The organism is Rhizobium mesoamericanum STM3625 (assembly GCF_000312665.1).
Taxonomy (GTDB): domain Bacteria; phylum Pseudomonadota; class Alphaproteobacteria; order Rhizobiales; family Rhizobiaceae; genus Rhizobium; species Rhizobium mesoamericanum.
On sequence record NZ_HF536772.1, the window covers coordinates 772,778 to 793,242 of the forward strand.

Sequence of the window (20,465 nt, forward strand, 5' to 3'; positions counted from 1 at the left end):
AACCGATTTGCATCGTCGGTTGATTGCCGTTTCGATCTTGACGTGGGGATCAACAAAACCCCGGCTCTGTTCATGCGGCAGTCATATTTGGCAGTGCAAAAGGCTACGCAAAATCATCATAACTTTGTTTGGATCCAGAACCGAACCCATGTCCATTTCCACCACGTCTCCGAGCCCGTCCCGCGAGTCCGAAACGAAGCAGATCGACCATAACGACTCGATCCGCTCAACTTATCTCTCCATCGAGGATATCAAAGGAATCGGCGCCTCTGTCGCCACACGCGGCGTCGACTCACTTCCCGCCTTTGCACCCTTCGACTTCTTCGCGCGGCATAAGGAAAACGAGAAGGAAATTCTGCGGGTCTATCGGACCACGGCAACCGACGTGGAATCTGGTGAAACGATCACCCCGGCAGCGGAATGGCTGCTCGACAACCACTACATCGTCGAGGAAGCGATTCAGGAAGTCCGTCGTGACTTCCCGCGGCGCTTCTACCGCGAACTGCCGACCATCGACGTGAATGGTGTTCAGATCCCACGCACCCTGGCGCTTGCCTGGCTTTACGTCGCACACACCCACAGCACTATCTCGCAGGAAAGCCTGACGGCGCTCGTCGATGGCTTCCAACAGAGCGAAACGCTAAGGATCGGTGAACTCTGGGCACTCCCTTCGCTCGTGCGCTATGTGCTCGTCGAGAACCTGCGTCGCATTTCGAGCCGCGTTGAGCGCAGCCGCAGACTCCGTCGACGCGCCAACGAGGCCGCAGACGAGCTTGTGCGGCTGACGGACCCGGCGAAGGCCGCCGAATATCTCAAGTCGCTGGAGTCGCTTGCCGAAGACAACACTTTCGCGACCCAGTTCCTTTACCGCATGCGCGACGGCTCACAGGCATCCAGCCTGGCGATCGCCTGGCTCGACGAACGCCTTGAAGCCCTCGGTCGTGACAGCGAAGAGACGACGATGGCGGAGCATAGCCGCCTGTCCTCGGGCAATGTCACGATGGGCAACATCATTCGCAGTCTTCGTGAGATCGACGATACCGAGTGGTCTGTCTGGGTGGAGCAGGTTAGTCATGTCGACAAGCTGCTCTGGGATCATTCCGATTACGGCGATCTCGATTCCGGCTCGCGCAACAAATACCGCAAACAGATCGAAAAGATCGCCAAGCGATCGCCGCTGTCGGAAATGGAAATTGCCCAACTGGCCCTCGATATGACCGAAGAGGCAAGGGCGTCTGGGGAATCGCAGCCACATGAGCCAAACGTTGGTGGCTTTTTGACTGGCGCGCAGAGGCCAAAGCTGGAGGCTCGGTCAAACTATCGTCCCACGCTGACGCAGTATTTCGTCCGAACAGTTCGCCGGTTCAACTGGCTGTCGATCGCCACTCCGGTGATCCTGCTCACCATCATCGCCATGGCGGTCGTCGGCAAGTTCATGGCAAATGCTGGCATGGGACCGCTTGAGATCGCGATCCTGCTGATCATGTTTTCGCTTCCTGCCTCTGAAGGCGCGACCGGTCTCTTTAACACCGTACTGTCGTTCTTCGTTACGCCAGCTAGACTGATCGGTTACGAATTCAAGGAAGGCATTCCCGAGGAAGCCCGCACGCTCCTGGTCGTCCCCTGCCTCATCTCCAACCGCGACAGCGTCGATGAGCTGGTCCGAAATCTCGAAGTTCACTACCTCGCCAACCCGCGTGGCGAAATCTACTTTGCGCTGCTCAGCGACTGGCCTGACAGCCAGGTCGAAGAAACATCCGCCGATCTGGAGGTGCTGGACTATGCCCGGCGCGAAGTCGCGAACCTCTCGGCACGCTATGCCTTTGATGGCAGGACGCGCTTTTACCTCCTGCATCGCCGTCGGCTCTACAATCCGTCCGAAGGCGCCTGGATGGGATGGGAGCGCAAGCGCGGCAAACTGCATGAACTGAACATGCTGCTTCGTGGCGATCGCGATACGACTTACCTTCCCGGTGCCAATATCGTGCCGGCAAACATCCAGTACGTCATGACGCTCGACGCCGATACACGCCTCATGCGCGACGCGGTCACAAAGCTCGTGGGCAAGCTTTATCACCCGATTAACCGTCCGGTTATCAATCCGGCGACGAACCGCGTGGAAAGCGGCTATGGCGTGCTGCAGCCGCGTGTCACCCCATCCCTGACAACAGGCAAGGACGCTTCGGTTTTCCAGCGCGTCTTTTCGATCAACCGCGGCCTGGATCCCTACGTCTTCACCGTCTCCGACGTCTATCAGGACTTGGCGGGCGAAGGCACCTTCACCGGCAAAGGTCTCTATCACGTTGACGCTTTCGAAGCGTCGCTGAAGGGCCGCATCGAGGAAAACTCGGTGCTCAGCCATGACCTGCTTGAAGGTTCGATGGCCCGCTGCGCGCTCGTCACCGATCTGGAGCTGGTCGAGGATTTCCCAATCCGCTATGAGGTCGAAACCTCACGCCAGCATCGCTGGGCGCGTGGCGATTGGCAGCTGCTACCTTACATGTTCAATCCGAAGCATGGCGTCACGGGGCTTGGCCGCTGGAAGATGTTCGACAACCTCCGCCGGTCGCTAACGCCGATCGCATGGTTCTTCGCTTCGGTTCTTGGCTGGTATTTCATGGGGCCGCTCGGCGCTCTCGTGTGGCAGATCCTCCTTATTTTCTGCCTGTTCGTCGCGCCGACGCTCTCGCTCATCAACGGTATCATCCCGCGCACCAGCGATATTGTCGCCCGGGCCCATCTCTACACGGTCTGGTCTGACATCCGTGCCGCCAATGCACAGGTCGCCCTGCGAATTATCTTCATCGCCGATTCCGCTTGTATGATGGCCGATGCGATAGGTCGCTCGCTCTACCGTCTGCTTGTCAGCCACAAGTTGATGCTGCAGTGGCGAACGGCAGCCAGCGTCCAGGCCGGTAAGCAGGGAACCATCTTTTCTTATTACAAGGCAATGTGGCACGCACCGGCGCTCGCCGTGCTCGCGCTTGGCTTCGCGGCACTCTCCGGCGACAATTCCTATCTGGTTGGCGTTCCTTTCGCGCTGCTTTGGATCCTTTCACCGCTCGTTGCCTACTATGTCAGCCAATCTGCGGAGACCGAAGACCGTCTCGAAGTCGCCGATTCCGTATCCACCGAGCTTCGCAAGATCGCCCGCCGCACCTGGCGCTATTTCGAGACGTTTACCACCGCCGAGCAGAATTATCTGCCGCCGGACAACGTTCAGGAAACCCCGCATGTAATCGTGGCCGCGCGCACGTCTCCGACCAATATCGGCGTTTACCTGCTTTCCGTTGTATCCGGCCGCCAATTCGGGTGGTTCTCCTTTGAGGAAACCATCGAGCGGCTTGAACAGACGATCGCTACGATCGATAAGATGGAGAAATTCCGCGGCCACCTGTTCAATTGGTACCATACCGATACGCTCCAGACGCTCGGGCCTCGCTATGTTTCGGCGGTAGACAGCGGCAACCTCGCCGGCCACCTGATTGCGATTTCGTCCGCGTGCCGCAACTGGGCCGAAGCGCCTTCCGCTCACATGCAGGGCAACCTCGATGGTGTCGGTGATACGGCAGGCATCCTCGCAGAAGTGCTGTCGGAGATGCCGGATGATCGCAAGACCGTTCGCCCGCTGCGCCGTCGCCTCGAAGAGCGAATCATCGGCTTCCTGAACGCGCTTGCGGCCGTCAAGCGCGAGCATGAATTCGCGTCGATCCGCATTATCAACCTTGCCGTGCTGGCGCGCGACATTCAAAAGCTGGCCGCTAACCTCGACCATGAGGTGAAGTCCGCCTTGAGCGCAGAGGTCACACGTTGGGCGGAGTCGCTCGTCAAGGTCTGCGAAGCCCACATCGCTGACAGCACCTTTGATCTATCCAACATCGATGCGCTGCGTCCGCGCCTGATAGCTTTGCGCGACAAGGCACGCGACCTTGCCTTCTCAATGGACTTCGGCTTCCTGTTTCGACCTGAAAGGCGTTTGCTGTCGATCGGATACCGCGTCGAAAGCGGCGAGCTTGATCAGGCCTGCTACGACCTGTTGGCGTCTGAATGCCGCCTCACCAGCCTGTTCGGCATCGCCAAGGGCGACCTGCCGACGGAACACTGGTACCGTCTCGGGCGCCAGGTCGTTCCGGTCGGCTCGCGTGGAGCGCTTGTCTCGTGGTCTGGCTCGATGTTCGAATACCTGATGCCGCCGCTCGTCATGCAGGAGCGTGGTGGCGGCATTCTCAACCAGACCAACAACCTGGTCGTCGTCGAACAGATGAACCATGCTCGCAAGCTGGGGATCCCGTGGGGAATTTCGGAAGCGGCCTTCAACGCCCGCGACCACAACCTCAACTATCAGTACACGAACTTCGGCGTACCAACGCTCGGCCTGAAGCGAGGCCTGGGACATAACGCTGTTATCGCGCCCTATGCGTCCATCCTTGCCAGCCAGTACAATCCCGACGCGGCGCTTGACAATCTCCACCGTCTGCGCAAGCTCGGTGCGCTCGGCAAGTTCGGTTTTCATGACGCCGTCGACTTTACGCCGACCCGCCTGCCTGAAGGCAAGACTTGCGCTGTCGTCTACAACTACTATGCTCACCATCATGGCATGTCGATCGCCGCTGTCGCGAACGTTGCCTTCAACGGCCACTTGCGCGAACTATTCCACTCGGATCCGGTGATTGAGGCTGCCGAACTCCTTCTGCAAGAGAAGGCACCGAGGGATATTCCGGTCATGAGCGGCAAGCACGAGTCCGATACCCCAGCCAGCATCCAGGACGATCTGTTACGTCCTGAACTGCGCAAGATCTATGATCCGGCATCGCGCGATCGCGAGCTGGTTTTCCTCTCGAACGGGCACTACTCGCTGATGCTGACCGCCACCGGCGCCGGCTATTCGCGGTGGAACGGCCAATCGGTCGCCCGTTGGAAAGCCGATCCGACCGAGGATCGCTGGGGTACCTTCATCTTTCTTCGTGATACGGCGACGAATGAATGGTGGTCGGCAACCACGGAGCCAAAGAGTGTCGAGGGGGAGCAGGTCAAGGTTCTTTTCGCCGATGAGAAGGCGGAGTTCACCAAAACGGTGGGCGACCTCACGAGCGAGGTCGAATGCATTGTCGCCACCGAACATGACGCCGAAGCACGCCGACTGACCCTTATCAACTCGGGGACGGAGGATCGATTTATCGAAGTAACCTCCTATCTAGAGCCTGTCCTTGCAACAGACGATGTCGACAACGCCCACCCGGCATTCGCTCGCATGTTCGTCAAGACGGAGATCGGCAAGCGTGGGGACGTAATCCGCGTCGAGCGCAACAAACGTGATCCGAACGAGCCGAATATCGCCGTTGCCCACCTTATTGTCGACAGCGCTGGCAATTCGCGCCACACCGAGTTCGAGACTGACCGCCGCAAGTTCCTCGGTCGGGGACGCAGCCTCTCGAATGCTGCCGCCTTCGATCCAGGAGCCACGCTTTCCGGCACGGACGGCTTTACCCTCGATCCGGTTCTCTCGCTTCGCCGCACGGTGCGCGTACCACCAGGCAAGAAGGTCAGCGTCATTTTCTGGACTATTGCAGCCCCAAGCCGCAACGAGGTGGACTTGGCAGTTGATCGGTATCGCCACGCGGACGCATTCAACCATGAGCTCGTCCAGGCATGGACTCGCACGCAGGTGCAAATGCGCCATGTCGGCGTGACGTCGCAGCAGGCGGCTGCCTTCCAACACCTTGGTCGCTACCTGGTTTACCCGGATATGTATCTGCGCGCCGATGCGGCCGCAGTCGCCGCGGGCATGCAGTCACAGTCGTCCCTTTGGCCATTGGCGATTTCGGGTGACTTCCCGATCTTTACGTTGCGCGTCAACGACGACATGGATCTCGACATCGTCAGGGAGGCGTTGCTTGCGCAGGAATACTTGCGCTCACGTGGCGTCACCGCCGACCTGGTCATCATGAACGAGCGCGCTTCATCCTATGCACAGGACATGCAGCACGCGGTTGACCAGATGGCCGAGAACGTTCGTCGCATTGGTCAGGCCGACGGCTTGCGTCAGCACATCTTCACTGTGCGCAAGGATCTGATGGAAGAGTCGACATATCACGCGCTCATCTCCGCCTCGCGCGTCACACTCCATGCCAAGAATGGCAAGATAATCGATCAGATCAATCGCGCCGTAGCGCTCTTTTCTCCAAGCAAGGAAGAACAGCAGGAACTAGAACGTGCCGACCGAGCGAAGACGCTCGTTAAGCGGGTCGCCCCGCCACCTGCTTCACGACCATCGAAGGTGGTCATTGAGGAGGAAGGCGACCTCAATTTCTGGAACGGGATCGGAGGCTTTGCCGGCGATGGACGGGAGTATGTCGTGCGCATTCCCGGAGGCCACGCTACGCCGCATCCGTGGATCAACGTGATCTCAAATGAGAAGTTTGGCTTCCACGTCTCGGCTGAAGGAGCCGGCTTCACCTGGAGCGCAAACTCCCGTGACTATCAGTTGACCTCGTGGTCCAATGACGCCGTCATCAACCGTTCCGGTGAAGCAATCTATGTCGTCGACCGCGAAAGCGGTGCGGTTTTGACTCCGTTCGCGAGCCTGTCGCAGCGGCAGGATGTCCGCTTCGAAGCACGGCATGGCTTAGGCTATTCCGTATTCTCCAGCGTCCAGAACGAAATCGCTCTCGAAGTGACACAGACCGTCGATCGCGAGAAGCCGGTGAAGTTGCAGCGAGTCCGGCTCCGCAATGCGGGAGCTAAGCCGCGAAAGCTTCGGCTCTACGGTTACGTCGAATGGATCCTGGGGAACAATGCCCAGAAGACAGCTCCGTTCATCCTATCCGACCATGACGAAGAGACCGGCGCGTTGTTTGCAAGCAACAGCTATAGCATCGATTATTCCGGTCGCGCTGCTTTCTTTGTGGCGAGCGAGAAGCCATCGAGCTTTACCGCCAGCCGCCGGGAATTCATCGGCAAGCGCGGCACGATCCAATCGCCGCAAGCGCTCAGTTCAGCAGCCGGCCTTTCCGGCAGCACCGAACTCGACGGCGATTCCGCGGCGGTTCTAGCGATCGACATTGAGATCGCCCCGGACGAGGAGCGGGATGTCTGCTTCTTCCTCGGCGATACCAAAACGAAAGCGGAAGCGCGGGCGTTGATCAACGATATCCGCAAGGTTGCCTTTGAGGACGTTGTCCAGGCCAACCGCGCGTTCTGGCAAGGTTTCACCGGAAAGCTGCAAATTTCCACCCCCGACCAGAGTATGAACAATCTGATCAATACCTGGCTGCCATACCAGAGCCTGGGCTGCCGCATCATGGCGCGTACAGCTTTCTACCAGGCTAGCGGTGCTTTTGGTTTCCGCGATCAGTTGCAGGATACGTTGGCATTCGTCGTGCATGAGCCGTCGATCGCCCGAAAGCAGATCCTGAATGCAGCCTCCCGGCAGTTCCGCGAGGGTGATGTTCAGCACTGGTGGCTGCCCGGCACTGGCGCTGGAGTCCGAACCCTGATTTCAGACGACGTGGTCTGGCTTGCCTACGCGATCCATCACTATTGCAGCATTACAGGGGATAAACGCATCCTCGACGAACAGCTTGCATTCCTGGACGGGCCAGCCCTCCTTGAGGGCCAGCACGACTCGTTCTTTCTACCCGAGATCTCCGAGGACAAGACGAGCGTCTACGAACATGCGGCGCTCGCTCTGGACCTCGCCATCGCCAGGAAAGGAAAGAATGGCTTGCCGTTATTCCTCGGCGGCGATTGGAACGACGGTATGAACCGCGTCGGCGTCGGCGGCCAGGGAACCAGCGTGTGGCTTGGCTGGTTTCTGGCGGGCGCACTGCGCTCGTTTACCGCCTATGCACAGGAGCGGGGCGATACCACCCGTGTTGAACGGTGGACCAAGCACCTGACCGAGCTCAAGGCCGCGCTTGAAACCGCCGCCTGGGATGGGGCCTACTACAGGCGCGGCACCTTCGATGACGGCACCCTGCTCGGCTCGAAGGAAAGCCTCGAATGCCAGATCGATTCGATCGCCCAGTCTTGGAGCGTGCTGTCAGGCCAAGGGGATCCGGCCCGCGCAGCGAAGGCAATGGACGCGGTCCTAGACAAGCTGGTCGATCCCGAGGCGCGGATCATCCGGCTCTTCACACCGCCCTTTGCGACCTCGGCCAAAGATCCCGGCTACATCAAGGCATATCCGCCGGGTGTGCGTGAAAATGGCGGTCAATACACCCATGCCGCAACCTGGGTCGTCATGGCATTGGCTGAGCTTGGCCGCGGCGACGATGCTCTGCGTTGCTTCGAACTGCTCAACCCGATCAATCACGCGCGTGATCCGGTTTCCGCGGAACACTATCGCGTCGAGCCCTATATCATCGCAGCCGATGTATACGGCGAGGGGGCGCTCAGCGGACGCGGCGGCTGGACATGGTACACCGGCTCGGCGGGATGGCTTTACCGCGCGGTGACTGAGGGCATCCTTGGTATCAGGGTAAAAGATAGCCGCTTGTACGTGCGTCCGGCACTGGCGAGCACATGGGACGGCTTCTCCGCCGAGATTGACCATACGGGTACTAAATACCTCATTTCGGTCTCAAAATCGTCCCATCCAAGAGGTTACGATGTGACCATCAACGGACGCGAAGTCACCGATCCCGACGAGGGATATCCGGTCGGATAACGGCATTTTTCCTCGCTATCATCCGGCGATTCGTTGCGGCCAAAAGGGAGATCTTTTGGCCGCAACTGCGTTTGCAAATCGGAAATAGGAGAGGGTCCATGGCGATAGCGCTCGAGGGAACGATCGGCGCCAAGCAAAGCTCTGTGGCGGTAGCGGCGCCAAAGCGTGATACGAGATTGGACGTTCTGCGCGGTCTGGCGCTCATCACGATTTTCATCAATCATGTTCCCGGTCAGATTTTCGAGAATTTCACAACCAAGAATTTTGGCTTTTCGGATGCGGCCGAAGCCTTCGTGCTGATCTCTGGCATTGCCGTCGGCTTGGCCTACGGTCCAAATTTTGAGACCGGCACGTGGCTGCAGACCGCAACCAAGGCCATGAGGCGAGCATTCACGCTTTACCTGGCTCACATGATCACAACATTCATGACGCTCGCCCTATTCCTGACCGGCGCATGGATCTTCCACCGACCAGGCCTGCTGTGTGAAATCAACATCCTTGCCGTCCTCACCAATCTGAAGGCCGGCATTCCCTCGCTGGTCCTGCTCGGCCATCAGATTGGCTACAACAACATCCTGCCGATGTATGGCGCCTTGATGCTGATGGTACCGCTCATCCTTGTGCTCAATGCGGCAAGCCCACTTCTTGCGCTCGTCGTTTCCGGCACTGTGTGGCTGTTTGCGGGCATGTACGAGATTGCGCCTCATAACATGCTGATCGAGGGCTATTGGTTTCTCAACCCGCTGTCCTGGCAGTTCCTCTTCACAATAGGCATTGTCGGTACGGTGCATGTGTATCGCGGCGGCAAACTGCCGCAGAACCCGGTCCTGTTGGTGCTCGCAGCCACGTATGTCGTGCTGTCTTTTGCGTGGGTCGTCGGTCAACTCTGGAGCCTCGGAATTGCCTTGGCATCACTCGGGCTGCCGCCCGTACTGACAGGCTTCGACAAGACGTTCCTGTCGCTGCCGAGACTGCTGCACGTTCTGGCGCTCACCTATCTCGTCATCAATATTCCCGTAATCTCACGCCTGCTTCGCCGCTCCGCGGACAATCCACTGGCCATTCTTGGCCGCCACTCACTGAACGTCTTTGTCGCCGGTACGATTCTGGCGATGGTTGGTCAGGTGGTGCTCTATATCAACAACCACGACCGTGTCGGCGGCCCAATCTTCGTGGTTATCGGCATTGCCATCCAGTTCGCATATGCCTTCCACCTTGAGCGCAAGCGAAAGCTCGAGACCGGAAGCCGTAGCAGGCTTCTCAACCGAGCCCTGGTGCCAGTTCCGGTACGCGTCGATCGTTCGCGCGATCGACGCTAGATGGCAGCGCTACCGGGATGCTTGAACGATCGTCTGACCGCCCGCAGCGGCACATCCCATCGCAAAAACCTTGACTCCTGTGGAAAACCTTTTAAGAGCAGCGACGGAAAAGGAATATCTATGGTTCGCAATGAACACGCCATTGCTGCATGCAATGACCGGGCACAAGGTGCCGGGATGGATATTGCCGTTCCGGTTTCTTCCAAAACCAAGGCCAAAACGACGACGAAAAACGTCTGACGTCTCTGGCCTGCCGCTCTCTCCCCGGCTCGGCTGGGGACAAGGAAGCCGCGATATTTTCGGGCTTCCCCCTCACCGGATAAGAGGAGAGAAGAGAAAGAGAGCTTGAGAAATGGGTTTTAAAGTTGCAGTTGCGGGAGCGACCGGGAATGTTGGCCGGGAAATGCTCAATATCCTCTCCGAGCGCGGTTTTCCCGCCGATGAAGTCATCGCGCTTGCATCTGCGCGCTCGCAGGGTACTGAAGTTTCTTACGGTGATAAGACGCTGAAGGTTGCAAACCTCGAGAATTACGATTTCTCGGACACCGACATCTGCCTGATGTCGGCTGGCGGCGAGGTCTCCAAGAAGTGGTCGCCCAAGATCGGCGCCCAGGGTTGCGTCGTCATCGACAACTCGTCGGCATGGCGCTACGACGCAGACGTGCCGTTGATCGTTCCTGAGGTCAACCCGGACGCCGTCACCCAGTTCAGCAAGCGCAACATCATCGCCAACCCGAACTGCTCGACCGCGCAACTCGTGGTGGCGCTCAAGCCGCTTCACGACTTTGCTAAGATCAAGCGCGTCGTCGTTTCGACCTATCAGTCCGTTTCCGGCGCCGGTAAGGATGGCATGGACGAGCTGTTCAACCAGACGCGAGCCGTCTTTGTTGCGGATCCGATCGAGAACAAGAAGTTCACGAAGCGCATTGCCTTCAATGTCATTCCGCACATCGATAGCTTCATGGAAGACGGCTACACCAAGGAAGAGTGGAAGGTTCTCGCCGAGACCAAGAAAATGCTCGATCCGAAGATCAAGGTGACCTGCACGGCAGTTCGCGTTCCGGTCTTCATCGGCCACTCTGAATCGGTCAACATCGAGTTCGAAAGCGAGATCACGGCCGACCAGGCACGTGACATCCTGCGGGAAGCTCCCGGCTGCCTCGTCATCGACAAGCACGAGAACGGCGGATACATCACGCCTTACGAGTCTGCCGGTGAAGATGCGACCTACATCTCGCGCATCCGCGAGGACGCGACGGTCGAGAACGGCCTGAACATGTGGGTGGTTTCCGACAATCTTCGCAAGGGTGCTGCTCTCAACGCGATTCAAATCGCCGAGCTGCTGATCAATCGCGGACTTGTGAAGCCTCGCAAGCAGGCAGCCTGAACCAATTGTTAACTATGGTTTGTTAAGCCCGGCTTAATAAGGTAAGGGCTTTTCCTGGCGCGGGTTCGCCGTTTTCGGCTTCCCGCGCTTCCAAATCAAAGACGGTGAAAATATTGCCGAAAGCGGGCCGATGGCCCGGTTTGAAGGCCAGTCAGATCGGGATATCTCCATGCGCATGACGAAATTTTTGCTGGCAGCCGCCGCCGCCTGCATTCTCCACGCAGTTCCGGCAGCAGCAGCCAAGGCAGCCCAGTGCGGCAACAACGGTGCCGGTTTCGAGGCGTGGGTTGGCGAGTTCAAGCAAGAGGCGGCCGCAAATGGTGTCAGCCCCTCCGTTCTCGATCGTGCCTTCGCAAATGTCTCCTACAACAGGCCAACGATTGCCGCCGATCGCGGCCAGAAGAGCTTCAAGCTTTCCTTTGATGCCTTTATGCAGAAGCGCGGTGGTGCGGCAATCATTTCGCGCGGCAAAAATATGAAGCGTGCCAATGCGGCTCTCTTTGCCTCGATCGAACGCCGCTTTGGTGTTCCAGCTGGCCCATTGATCGCGATTTGGGGCATGGAGACGGGATTCGGTAGCTATATGGGCAATCAGCATACGCTGTCGGCGGTATCGACCCTCGCCTACGACTGCCGACGTTCCGACTACTTCACCGATCAGCTTTATGCAGCACTGCAGCTCGTTTCGGAGGGTTACCTCAATCCACAGGCGCGCGGTGCGGCCCATGGCGAGATTGGGCAGACGCAGTTCCTTCCGCGCAATGTCGTGCGCTTCGGTGCCGATGGTGATGGCGACGGCCGCATCGATATGGTCGGCTCGCGCGCTGATGCGCTCGCCTCAACTGCCAATTTCCTGAAAGGTCATGGGTGGCAGGCAGGCGCCGGCTATCAGCCAGGCGAGCCCAACTTCGCAGCAATCGCCGGATGGAACGCGGCGACGGTCTATCAGCAGGCCATCGCTTACATCGGTCAGCAGATCGACGGAAACTGAAGTATACCACAAACCAGGAGCGCCGGATTTGGGTTGGGCGCTCCTTTGGACCTAGACGTCGGGGCGAATGAAGTCGCGGGTTTCAGCATCCATGACCCACAACTCTCCCGTCGAAATGTCAAACCAGGCACCGTGAAGTGCAATCTTGCCGGCGTCTTCCAGGGCCTTGATCTCCGGAAACGTTCTGAGGTTCTCGATCGAATTGCGGATCGAAACACGCTCGAGGGCGGTCTGGCGCTCGGCGGGAGTCATCACGTCATTAGCGCCGATCTGTTCCGCCGCCGGCCTGACCAGCGACATCCAGCGCCCAATAAAGTCGCCGGGCGATAACGGCTCGGCGCTGGGATCGAGCGCTGCCCTTATGCCACCACACCGCCCGTGGCCCATGACAACGATGTCCGTAACCTTCAACGCCTGAACAGCGAACTCCAGCGCGGCGGACGTAGCATGAAAATGGCCATCAGGCTCGTAAGGGGGCACCATGTTGGCAACGTTGCGGATGACGAAAAGTTCGCCTGGACCTGCGTCAAAAATCAACTCGGGCGCGGCCCGTGAGTCCGAACAGGCGATCACCAGCGTGCTTGGGTTTTGTCCGTGTTCAGCGAGCGCTTTATAGCGATCACGGGCGTCTGCATAACGCCCACTCATAAAGTTGCGATAACCGTCAAGAAGGATGTTTGGAAAACGCTGCATAGTCTTCGATTACAGCCTGTGCCAAACAAGATCAATATCGCACTGCAAGATAGCAGGCGCGGGTCGTCACGTCAGCCCTTGCGCCTTTGAGCCGGATGCATCAGGCGCCGCATCTGTACCATCGCCATGGGCGTTGCCAAGCTTGCCGCGTCGCTTGCCAGTGTCAATTCGTCACTCCCTCGTTTCACGGCGCGGGCTAGCACCTCGTAAACGCTTGCTGTTGCTAGCTGAAGCGCCTTCTCGTCCTCCATGCCGGAAAGAAGCCGCGACAGAAACAGCGCGGCGAGAAGATCGCCGAGGCCATTCGGCGGCTTGTCGATCAGGCGATGCTCTGCCAGCAGCGCATGGCGCCCCGAGAGATAGAGGTTTCCGGTGCCCCCTGCCATCATCGGCACGGCTGAGGTGACCAGCATGCGGGACGGCCCAAGTGAAAGGGCCGCGTCCATGATCGACGAATTGTCTTCCAGCGGAGCACCAGCGAGCCAGGCGAGCTCATATCTGTTAGGCGTCGCAAGCGAAGCGAGCGGTATCAGATGATCCCTAATTGCCTCGGCTGTAGCCTGCGCCACGTAAAGTCCACCCAGATCCCCCATGACGGGATCGCAAACGTAAAGCAGCTCCGGCTTTCGATCGCGTAATGCCGTCACGAGCCGGGCAACCGAGCGCGCCTGCGCAGCATTGCCGAAATACCCTGAAAGAACAGCTGTTACCTCGCCGATCCAAGGGGCGCGAATGAGGTCGTCGATCGCCGCGTCAAAATCGGTTTCGGCAAAGGTGAGCCGTGTCGACTGTCCATGGCCGGGATGCCATGGCAGCACGATCGTCGGCAGTGCCCAGACCTGATGGCCGAGCGTCTCAAGTGCAAAGACCGCCGCACGATTTCCGACAGACCCGCGCACAACATGGCTGGAGATAACGATAACGGTTCCTGCGGCAATTTCTGACATGATGCTTTACTCGGCCTTCGACGATCGTTGATCTCCTTTTTACAGCTACACTGTCAACTGCTCTTCATGCAGCATGAAAAACATCGGCCGCAAGAAATTCCGACGTTTGTACGACGAAGCAAAATCTTTCGAAAATTTGCGTTCCGATGGCCAAAAACGCATGAAAGCTGCCCGGCAATGCGCTCTTTTAGAGATTTTTTCGTCAAATCTTCTGCTAACTTGCGCCAAATCGAGGAGATGAGGGAGTATCTGCGATGGCTGGTCGAAACAATCCGAAGCGAGAAAAACAGCTCGAAAGCGCGACCAGAATCGCCGCTGCGACAGGGGAAACCTATCTCGATCCCGTGTTCTTATTCGGGCGCGCCAGCGGCGACGACCTGGAGCACTACACTCCGGAGATGCTGGCGCTTGCTGCCGTGCATTCGGCCAAAGAACTATCGGCTTGGGCAGGCAACTCGGCGCGCATTACCATCGACACCATCCCCGACCTTGAGCCCGACGGCGTTGCCGTATCCGTTCTTTCGGTCACCGATCACAACATGCCGTTCCTGTATGAATCGGTAATGGGTGAGGTCACCAGCAGCCATCGCGATCTCTATATGGCGGTGCATCCGATCCTCGTCATGGAAGCCGGCAAAGCGCCGGAACTTTACTCTGCCGATCTGCCGAGCGAGCCGGCCAATCGCGTCAGCCATATCCAGCTGCACCTTGCACCCTTGACGACAGCCCAGGCAGCCGACCTGATCAAGCGGGTGAAGACCGTAGTCGAGCAGGTACGCGTGACGGTTTCCGACTGGAAGCCGATGCTCGATAAGCTCGCAACGGTCATCGACGAACTTTCCGCGTATAACGCCAGCCGCAGGAAAACGGAGCGGGATGAAGCGCTCGCCTTTCTGACTTGGCTACGAGACGCAAACTTTACCTTCCTCGGGATGCGGGAATACGTCTACTCGGGAAAAGGCGCGAACGCGAAGGTAGAGCGCGACAAGGGCACAGGTCTCGGCATTCTTTCAAACCCCGACGTCCTCGTTCTGCGGACCGGCAAGGACGCTGTCACGACGACGCCTGAGATCCTCGCATTCCTCGACGGCCCAGATTTCCTGATCGTTACCAAAGCGAACGTGAAGTCGATCGTGCATCGACGCGCCTATATGGACTATATTGGCGTCAAGCGCTTTGACACCGACGGTAACGTGACTGGCGAATTGCGCATTGTCGGCCTTTTCACCTCAACCGCCTATACATCCCTCGCCAGCGAGATTCCGCTGCTTCGTTCCAAGATCGAACGGGTGAAGGAGCATTTTGGCTTCGACCCGATGAGTCACTCCGGCCGTATGCTGGACAACACGCTGGAATCCTATCCACGCGACGACCTTTTCCAGATCGACACGACGCTTCTGGCAAGCTTTGCCGAGCAGATCAACGATCTGGCCGACCGGCCGCGTGTCCGCGCGCTACCGCGCATCGATCACTTTGACCGCTTCGTTTCCGTGATCGTTTATGTGCCGCGCGAGGAATATGACTCGATCGTGCGTGAAAAGATCGGAGCTTATCTGAAGACGGTCTATGACGGCCGCGTCTCGGCTTATTACCCGGCCTTTCCTGAAGGCGGGGTTGCCCGCGTCCATTTCATCATTGGCCGGTCCGGCGGTAAGACCCCACGAGTGCCACAGGCAAAGCTGGAAGAGGCAATTCGTGCCATCACCGCGCGCTGGGACGACCGTTTCCAGGCCCTCGCTGGACCCAAGGCTCCTCAGTTGCACGTGAGCCACGCCTTCCAGGATCTCTTCCCGCCGGAAGAAACCTTTTACGATCTCGAAGATATCGCCGCTTGCGCAGCCGGAGAACCAATACGCATTGCGTTCTATACGCGAGAGAAAGACGGCGTTGAGCTGCTTTGCCTGAAGATTTTTCATTCCGGTGGCCAGCTAGCCCTGTCGCGCCGCGTACCCTTGCTCGAAAACCTCGGCTTCAACGTTATCAGTGAGGGTACATTCGATATCGATGTAACCCTCGGGGGTAGCCAGGAAAGGCTGGTGGTGCTTCATGATATGGAGCTCGAGCCTCGGGGAGGAATCCAGATTGACCTCCATCGTCATGGAGAAATGTTGGAGGATGCCTTCCTCGCAGCGTTCAGCGGCGTCATTGACAATGACAACTTCAACCGCCTGATCGTCTCTGCAGGACTGACTGCACGCGAAACCAGCGTCCTTCGCGCCTACGCCCGTTATCTGCGCCAGGCCGGCATTCCCTACTCACTCGACTACATCGCGACAACGCTGGATAAATATCCGGTCATCGCGGCAATGATCTTCCGGCTGTTCTACGACGCGCTCGATCCGAAGATTTCCGAGAAGGCACGGATCAAGAAGGCAGCCGAGCACCACCAAAGGATAGAGGCGGCTCTCTCCGATGTGCCAAGCCTCGACGACGATCGAATCCTGCGCCGCTACGTCAACGTTGTGGACGCGACACTGCGGACCAACTACTTCCAGCGGAACCCAGACGGCTCGCCGAAAGCTATGCTCGCCTTCAAGCTCGATCCGCATTTGGTCGACGCATTGCCCGAACCAAGACCATTCCGCGAGGTGTTCGTCTATGGTGTTGAAGTCGAAGGCGTGCACCTGCGGTTCGGGAAGGTCGCACGTGGCGGTCTGCGTTGGTCGGACCGTGCTGAAGATTATCGGACGGAAGTATTGGGGCTTGTGAAAGCACAACAGGTCAAGAATGCGGTCATTGTGCCGGTTGGCGCGAAGGGTGGCTTCTATCCGAAGAAGCTCCCGGTCGGCGGCACCCGTGATGAGATCTTCAACGCGGGCCGCGAAGCCTACAAGACCTATATCCGGACGCTGCTATCGATTACCGACAACATCAATGGCGCCGTTATCGTGCCGCCGAAGGACACCGTCAGGCTCGACGACGACGATCCGTATTTTGTCGTCGCCGCCGATAAGGGAACCGCCACATTCTCCGACACCGCCAACGCGCTTGCCCAGGAGGCGGGTTTCTGGCTGGACGATGCTTTCGCTTCGGGCGGCTCGGCCGGCTACGACCACAAGAAGATGGGCATCACCGCCCGTGGTGCCTGGGAAACGGTAAAGCGCCACTTCCGCGAGATGGATATCGACATCCAGACCACGCCCTTTGCCGTTGCCGGCGTGGGCGACATGTCGGGTGACGTATTCGGCAACGGCATGTTGCTGTCGCCGAAAATCCGGCTGGTCGCCGCATTTGACCACCGCGACATTTTCATTGACCCGGATCCCGACATGGCAAAGACGTTCGCGGAGCGTCAGCGGCTTTTCAATCTGGCGCGGTCGAGCTGGCAGGATTTCGACAAGAGCACCCTATCGAAGGGCGCCATGATCATTTCCCGCTCGGCCAAGTCAGTCACATTAACGGCGGAAGCTGCCGCCGCGATCGGCCTCGACAAGACCGTGGCAACCCCGTTTGAGATCATGACGGCCATTCTGAAGAGCCCGGTTGACCTGCTTTGGTTTGGCGGGATCGGCACCTACGTCAAGGCGCCGTTCGAAACGGATGCCGAGGTTGGCGACCGCGCCAATGATCCCATCCGCGTTGCGGCCGAGGACGTGCGTGCGAAGGTGATCGGCGAAGGCGCGAACCTTGGTGTCACCCAAAAAGGCCGTATCGCCTACAGCCTAAGGGGTGGACGCTGCAATTCCGACGCGATCGACAATTCGGCCGGCGTCAACACGTCGGACGTTGAGGTCAACATCAAGATCGCGCTTGCCGCAGCAATGCACGATAATCGCCTTACCCGGGCAAAGCGCGACCAGCTCCTCTCATCCATGACTGACGAGGTCGCGAAGCTTGTGCTCAGGAACAATTATTTGCAGTCGTTGTCGATTTCGCTGACGGAGCGAAAAGGCACGGCCAACGGACTGGAACTTGCCCGGCTCATGACTGTGCTGGAAGGTGCCAAGCAACTGAACCGCAAGGTTGAAACGCTTCCTGACGATACCGTCCTCGCCGAGCGCTATGCGGCAGGCAAGCCTCTGACCCGGCCGGAGATCGGCGTTCTGCTCTCCTATGCCAAGATCGTGTTGTTCGATACTTTGGCCGCCAGCCGGTTGCCGGACGATCCATATTTTGCTGCGACGCTTTCGAACTACTTCCCTGCGAAGATGCGCAAGACGAATGCGTCGGATATCGATGCCCATCGTCTGAAACGCGAGATCATTGCGACCGTGCTTGCCAACGAGGCCATCAACCGTGGCGGCCCCGGCTTCGTCGTCAGCATGATGGATGCTACAGCGGCATCCGCGCCAGAAGTGGTTCGAGCTGCAATCATAGCCCGTGACGGTTTCGATCTCGGAAGGCTCTGGGCGGAAACGGATGCGCTGGACGGCAAGATCGGCGGTCAGATGCAGAACCGCATCTACGAGGAAATTAACCACACCTTCATGGTGCTGACCCGCGTCCTCTTGAAAACGCAGATGGCCAAGGGCGATATGGCCGCTACGATCGAAGGACTGCAAACAGCCCTGAGAAGGCTCAAGCCGATTTTTGCCAACCAGACGGTGCCGGAACTCGAATCGCGCCAGCACGAGTATCGCGAGGCCGGTGTTCCGGACAAACTGGCCGCCGAGATCTCCGGGTTACTCCGCTTTGCGCTCGTGCCTGAGATCATGCAGATTGCAGAACGCACCGGAGAACCGTTGGCGCGTGCGGCGGAAAGCTATTTTGCCGTCTCGCAGACATTCCGGATTGGACGGTTGCTCGCCGCTGGATCGCGCATCATCACAACCGATCATTACGAGAACCTGGCGCTGGCCCGCAGCATTGACCAGATCGCCAGCGCGCGACGCGATATCGTCATTTCGGCACTCGCCAACCATGGCAAGGACAAGCTTCCGGTCCAAGCTTGGCATGCCGGCGATCGCATCAGGATCAACCGAATAGCAGAAGAGTTGTCCGGATTGAGCGATAGCGGCGACCCGAACCTTGCCCGGATTACGGTAGCCGCCGGTCTGCTGAGCGACCTTGCGCGCGACGGCACGAGATGAGACAGTTCCGCTCTGAATCAGGAGCGGATTGTGAATCGCATCGACTGGACGGGTACTCAGCCGGCTAGGGCATCGGAGAAGGGCATCTGGGGTTGGATGCTTTTCGACTGGGCGGCCCAGCCGTTCTTCACGGTTGTGACGACCTTCATCTTCGGCCCGTACTTCGTCTCTCGCCTGACGGCCGATCCGGTCTCCGCCCAGGCAATGTGGAGCAACATGGCGACGATCTCTTCGGTGATCATCGCCATTTTGTCGCCCGTTCTCGGTTCAATCGCCGATCAGTCCGGCGCTCGGAAGCCCTGGATCGCTTTCTTTGCGGTTATCAAGATTACGAGCCTCTTCGGCCTTTGGTTTGCGGCCCCTGGTTCACCGCTCATTTATCCCGTGATCTTCATGATCCTGGCTTCCATCGCGGCTGAGTTCTCTATCGTTTTCAACGATTCCATGATGCCGCGGCTCGTTGGCAAGGACGAGGTCGGAAAACTATCCAATACTGCCTGGGGCCTCGGTTACCTCGGCGGGATGATCGTCCTGATAGCCGTCGTTGTCCTGCTTGCGGGCAATCTTGAATCCGGCAAAACAATATTCGGTCTCGAGCCGCTGTTCGGTCTCGACCCGCACCAGGGCGAGGATGCTCGTATCACTGGACCGATCTCGGCGGTCTGGTACCTGATCTTCATTCTTCCGATGTTCTTTTTCACGCCTGACATCAGCAAGGGCCTTCCGTTCGGCACTGCGGTGCGGACGGGCTTTGCCGAGTTGAAAAATACGCTTGGCGAGCTCAAGCACCGCCGAGGAATTCTTCATTTTCTGATCGCGCGGATGATTTATCAGGATGGTGTCAACGGACTGCTGATCCTCGGCGGCGCCTTTGCCGCCGGAATGTTTGGATGGGCGACGATCGAGATCGGAATCTACGGAATCATACTCAACGTCGTGGCAATCTTCGGCTGCATCATTGCCGGTCGCGTTGATCGGCGCATCGGTTCCAAATCGACGATCATCGTCAGCCTCACGATGTTGTTGCTCGCCACCATTGGCATTATATCGACGGGGCCGGGATATACGCTCTTTGGCTTGCTTGAGCTGCCAACCACTGATTCCAATGGTCTCTTCGGTACGGCAGCCGAAAAGGCCTATATTGCCTATGGCCTGTTGATTGGCCTTGCCTTCGGTCCGGTGCAGGCCTCGTCGCGCTCCTACCTCGCACGCAGCGTAAGTCTGAACGAGGCGGGTCGCTATTTTGGTCTCTATGCGCTTTCCGGTCGCGCCACGAGCTTCATGGCAACGCTGTTCTTTTCCGCCGTAACCTACATGACTGGCTCGTCGCGGCTTGGAATGGCGACACTGGTGCTATTCCTGGCCGTAGGGCTGATCCTACTTCTCCGTACGCCCTATCCCGCGGACAGGGCGTAACGGTGGGACTACCG

The 20,465-nt window shown here is 58.5% G+C and carries 9 protein-coding genes; 7 read left to right on the forward strand and 2 right to left on the reverse strand.

All coding sequences use genetic code 11. From position 1 onward, the window contains the following. Positions 1-148 precede the first annotated feature (148 nt). From BN77_RS03790 to BN77_RS03810, 5 genes are all read left to right on the forward strand, one after another. Entirely contained in the window at positions 149-8,668 is an 8,520-nt protein-coding gene (locus tag BN77_RS03790) for a glycoside hydrolase family 94 protein (protein ID WP_007528635.1), read from the forward strand. 98 nt (positions 8,669-8,766) lie between these two features. Then, positions 8,767-9,987, forward strand: coding sequence for an OpgC family protein (locus tag BN77_RS03795; protein WP_007528637.1), 1,221 nt, complete (start codon positions 8,767-8,769; stop codon positions 9,985-9,987). A 21-nt stretch (positions 9,988-10,008) separates the two neighbouring features. Beyond that, positions 10,009-10,227 carry a hypothetical protein gene (locus tag BN77_RS03800; protein WP_244426159.1) on the forward strand — a complete coding sequence of 73 codons (219 nt, stop codon included), beginning with the start codon at positions 10,009-10,011 and terminating at the stop codon, positions 10,225-10,227. A gap of 112 nt (positions 10,228-10,339) precedes the next feature. Continuing rightward, positions 10,340-11,374: an aspartate-semialdehyde dehydrogenase gene (locus tag BN77_RS03805; protein ID WP_007528642.1), complete on the forward strand. Its 1,035-nt coding sequence runs from the start codon at positions 10,340-10,342 to the stop codon at positions 11,372-11,374. Positions 11,375-11,543: 169 nt separating this feature from the next. Further along, positions 11,544-12,365, forward strand: coding sequence for a lytic murein transglycosylase (locus BN77_RS03810; protein WP_007528644.1), 822 nt, complete (start codon positions 11,544-11,546; stop codon positions 12,363-12,365). A 51-nt stretch (positions 12,366-12,416) separates the two neighbouring features. On the opposite strand, the gene BN77_RS03815 is transcribed toward BN77_RS03810, so the two are convergent. Both BN77_RS03815 and pdxY read right to left on the reverse strand, forming a co-directional pair. After that, the gene (locus tag BN77_RS03815; RefSeq protein ID WP_007528646.1) at positions 12,417-13,058 is read right to left on the reverse strand and encodes a carbonic anhydrase; all 642 of its coding nucleotides are present in this window, start codon (positions 13,056-13,058) and stop codon (positions 12,417-12,419) included. Between the two features lie 71 nt (positions 13,059-13,129). Next, positions 13,130-14,005, reverse strand: a complete 876-nt coding sequence (pdxY, locus tag BN77_RS03820; RefSeq protein ID WP_007528649.1) for a pyridoxal kinase PdxY — start codon at positions 14,003-14,005, stop codon at positions 13,130-13,132. Between the two features lie 254 nt (positions 14,006-14,259). Between pdxY and BN77_RS03825 the strand changes: the two genes are divergently transcribed. Further along, positions 14,260-19,035 carry an NAD-glutamate dehydrogenase gene (locus BN77_RS03825; protein WP_007528652.1) on the forward strand — a complete coding sequence of 1,592 codons (4,776 nt, stop codon included), beginning with the start codon at positions 14,260-14,262 and terminating at the stop codon, positions 19,033-19,035. Positions 19,036-19,062: 27 nt separating this feature from the next. Continuing rightward, positions 19,063-20,451, forward strand: a complete 1,389-nt coding sequence (locus BN77_RS03830) for an MFS transporter (protein ID WP_208856451.1) — start codon at positions 19,063-19,065, stop codon at positions 20,449-20,451. Positions 20,452-20,465 lie beyond the last annotated feature (14 nt).

Coding starts and splice junctions, on each gene's coding strand:
- BN77_RS03815 (WP_007528646.1), bottom strand. CDS start 13,058: ATGCAGCGTTTTCCAAACATCCTTCTTGACGGTTATCGCAACTTTATG.
- BN77_RS03805 (WP_007528642.1), top strand. CDS start 10,340: ATGGGTTTTAAAGTTGCAGTTGCGGGAGCGACCGGGAATGTTGGCCGG.
- BN77_RS03825 (WP_007528652.1), top strand. CDS start 14,260: ATGGCTGGTCGAAACAATCCGAAGCGAGAAAAACAGCTCGAAAGCGCG.
- BN77_RS03795 (WP_007528637.1), top strand. CDS start 8,767: ATGGCGATAGCGCTCGAGGGAACGATCGGCGCCAAGCAAAGCTCTGTG.
- pdxY (WP_007528649.1), bottom strand. CDS start 14,005: ATGTCAGAAATTGCCGCAGGAACCGTTATCGTTATCTCCAGCCATGTT.
- BN77_RS03810 (WP_007528644.1), top strand. CDS start 11,544: ATGCGCATGACGAAATTTTTGCTGGCAGCCGCCGCCGCCTGCATTCTC.
- BN77_RS03790 (WP_007528635.1), top strand. CDS start 149: ATGTCCATTTCCACCACGTCTCCGAGCCCGTCCCGCGAGTCCGAAACG.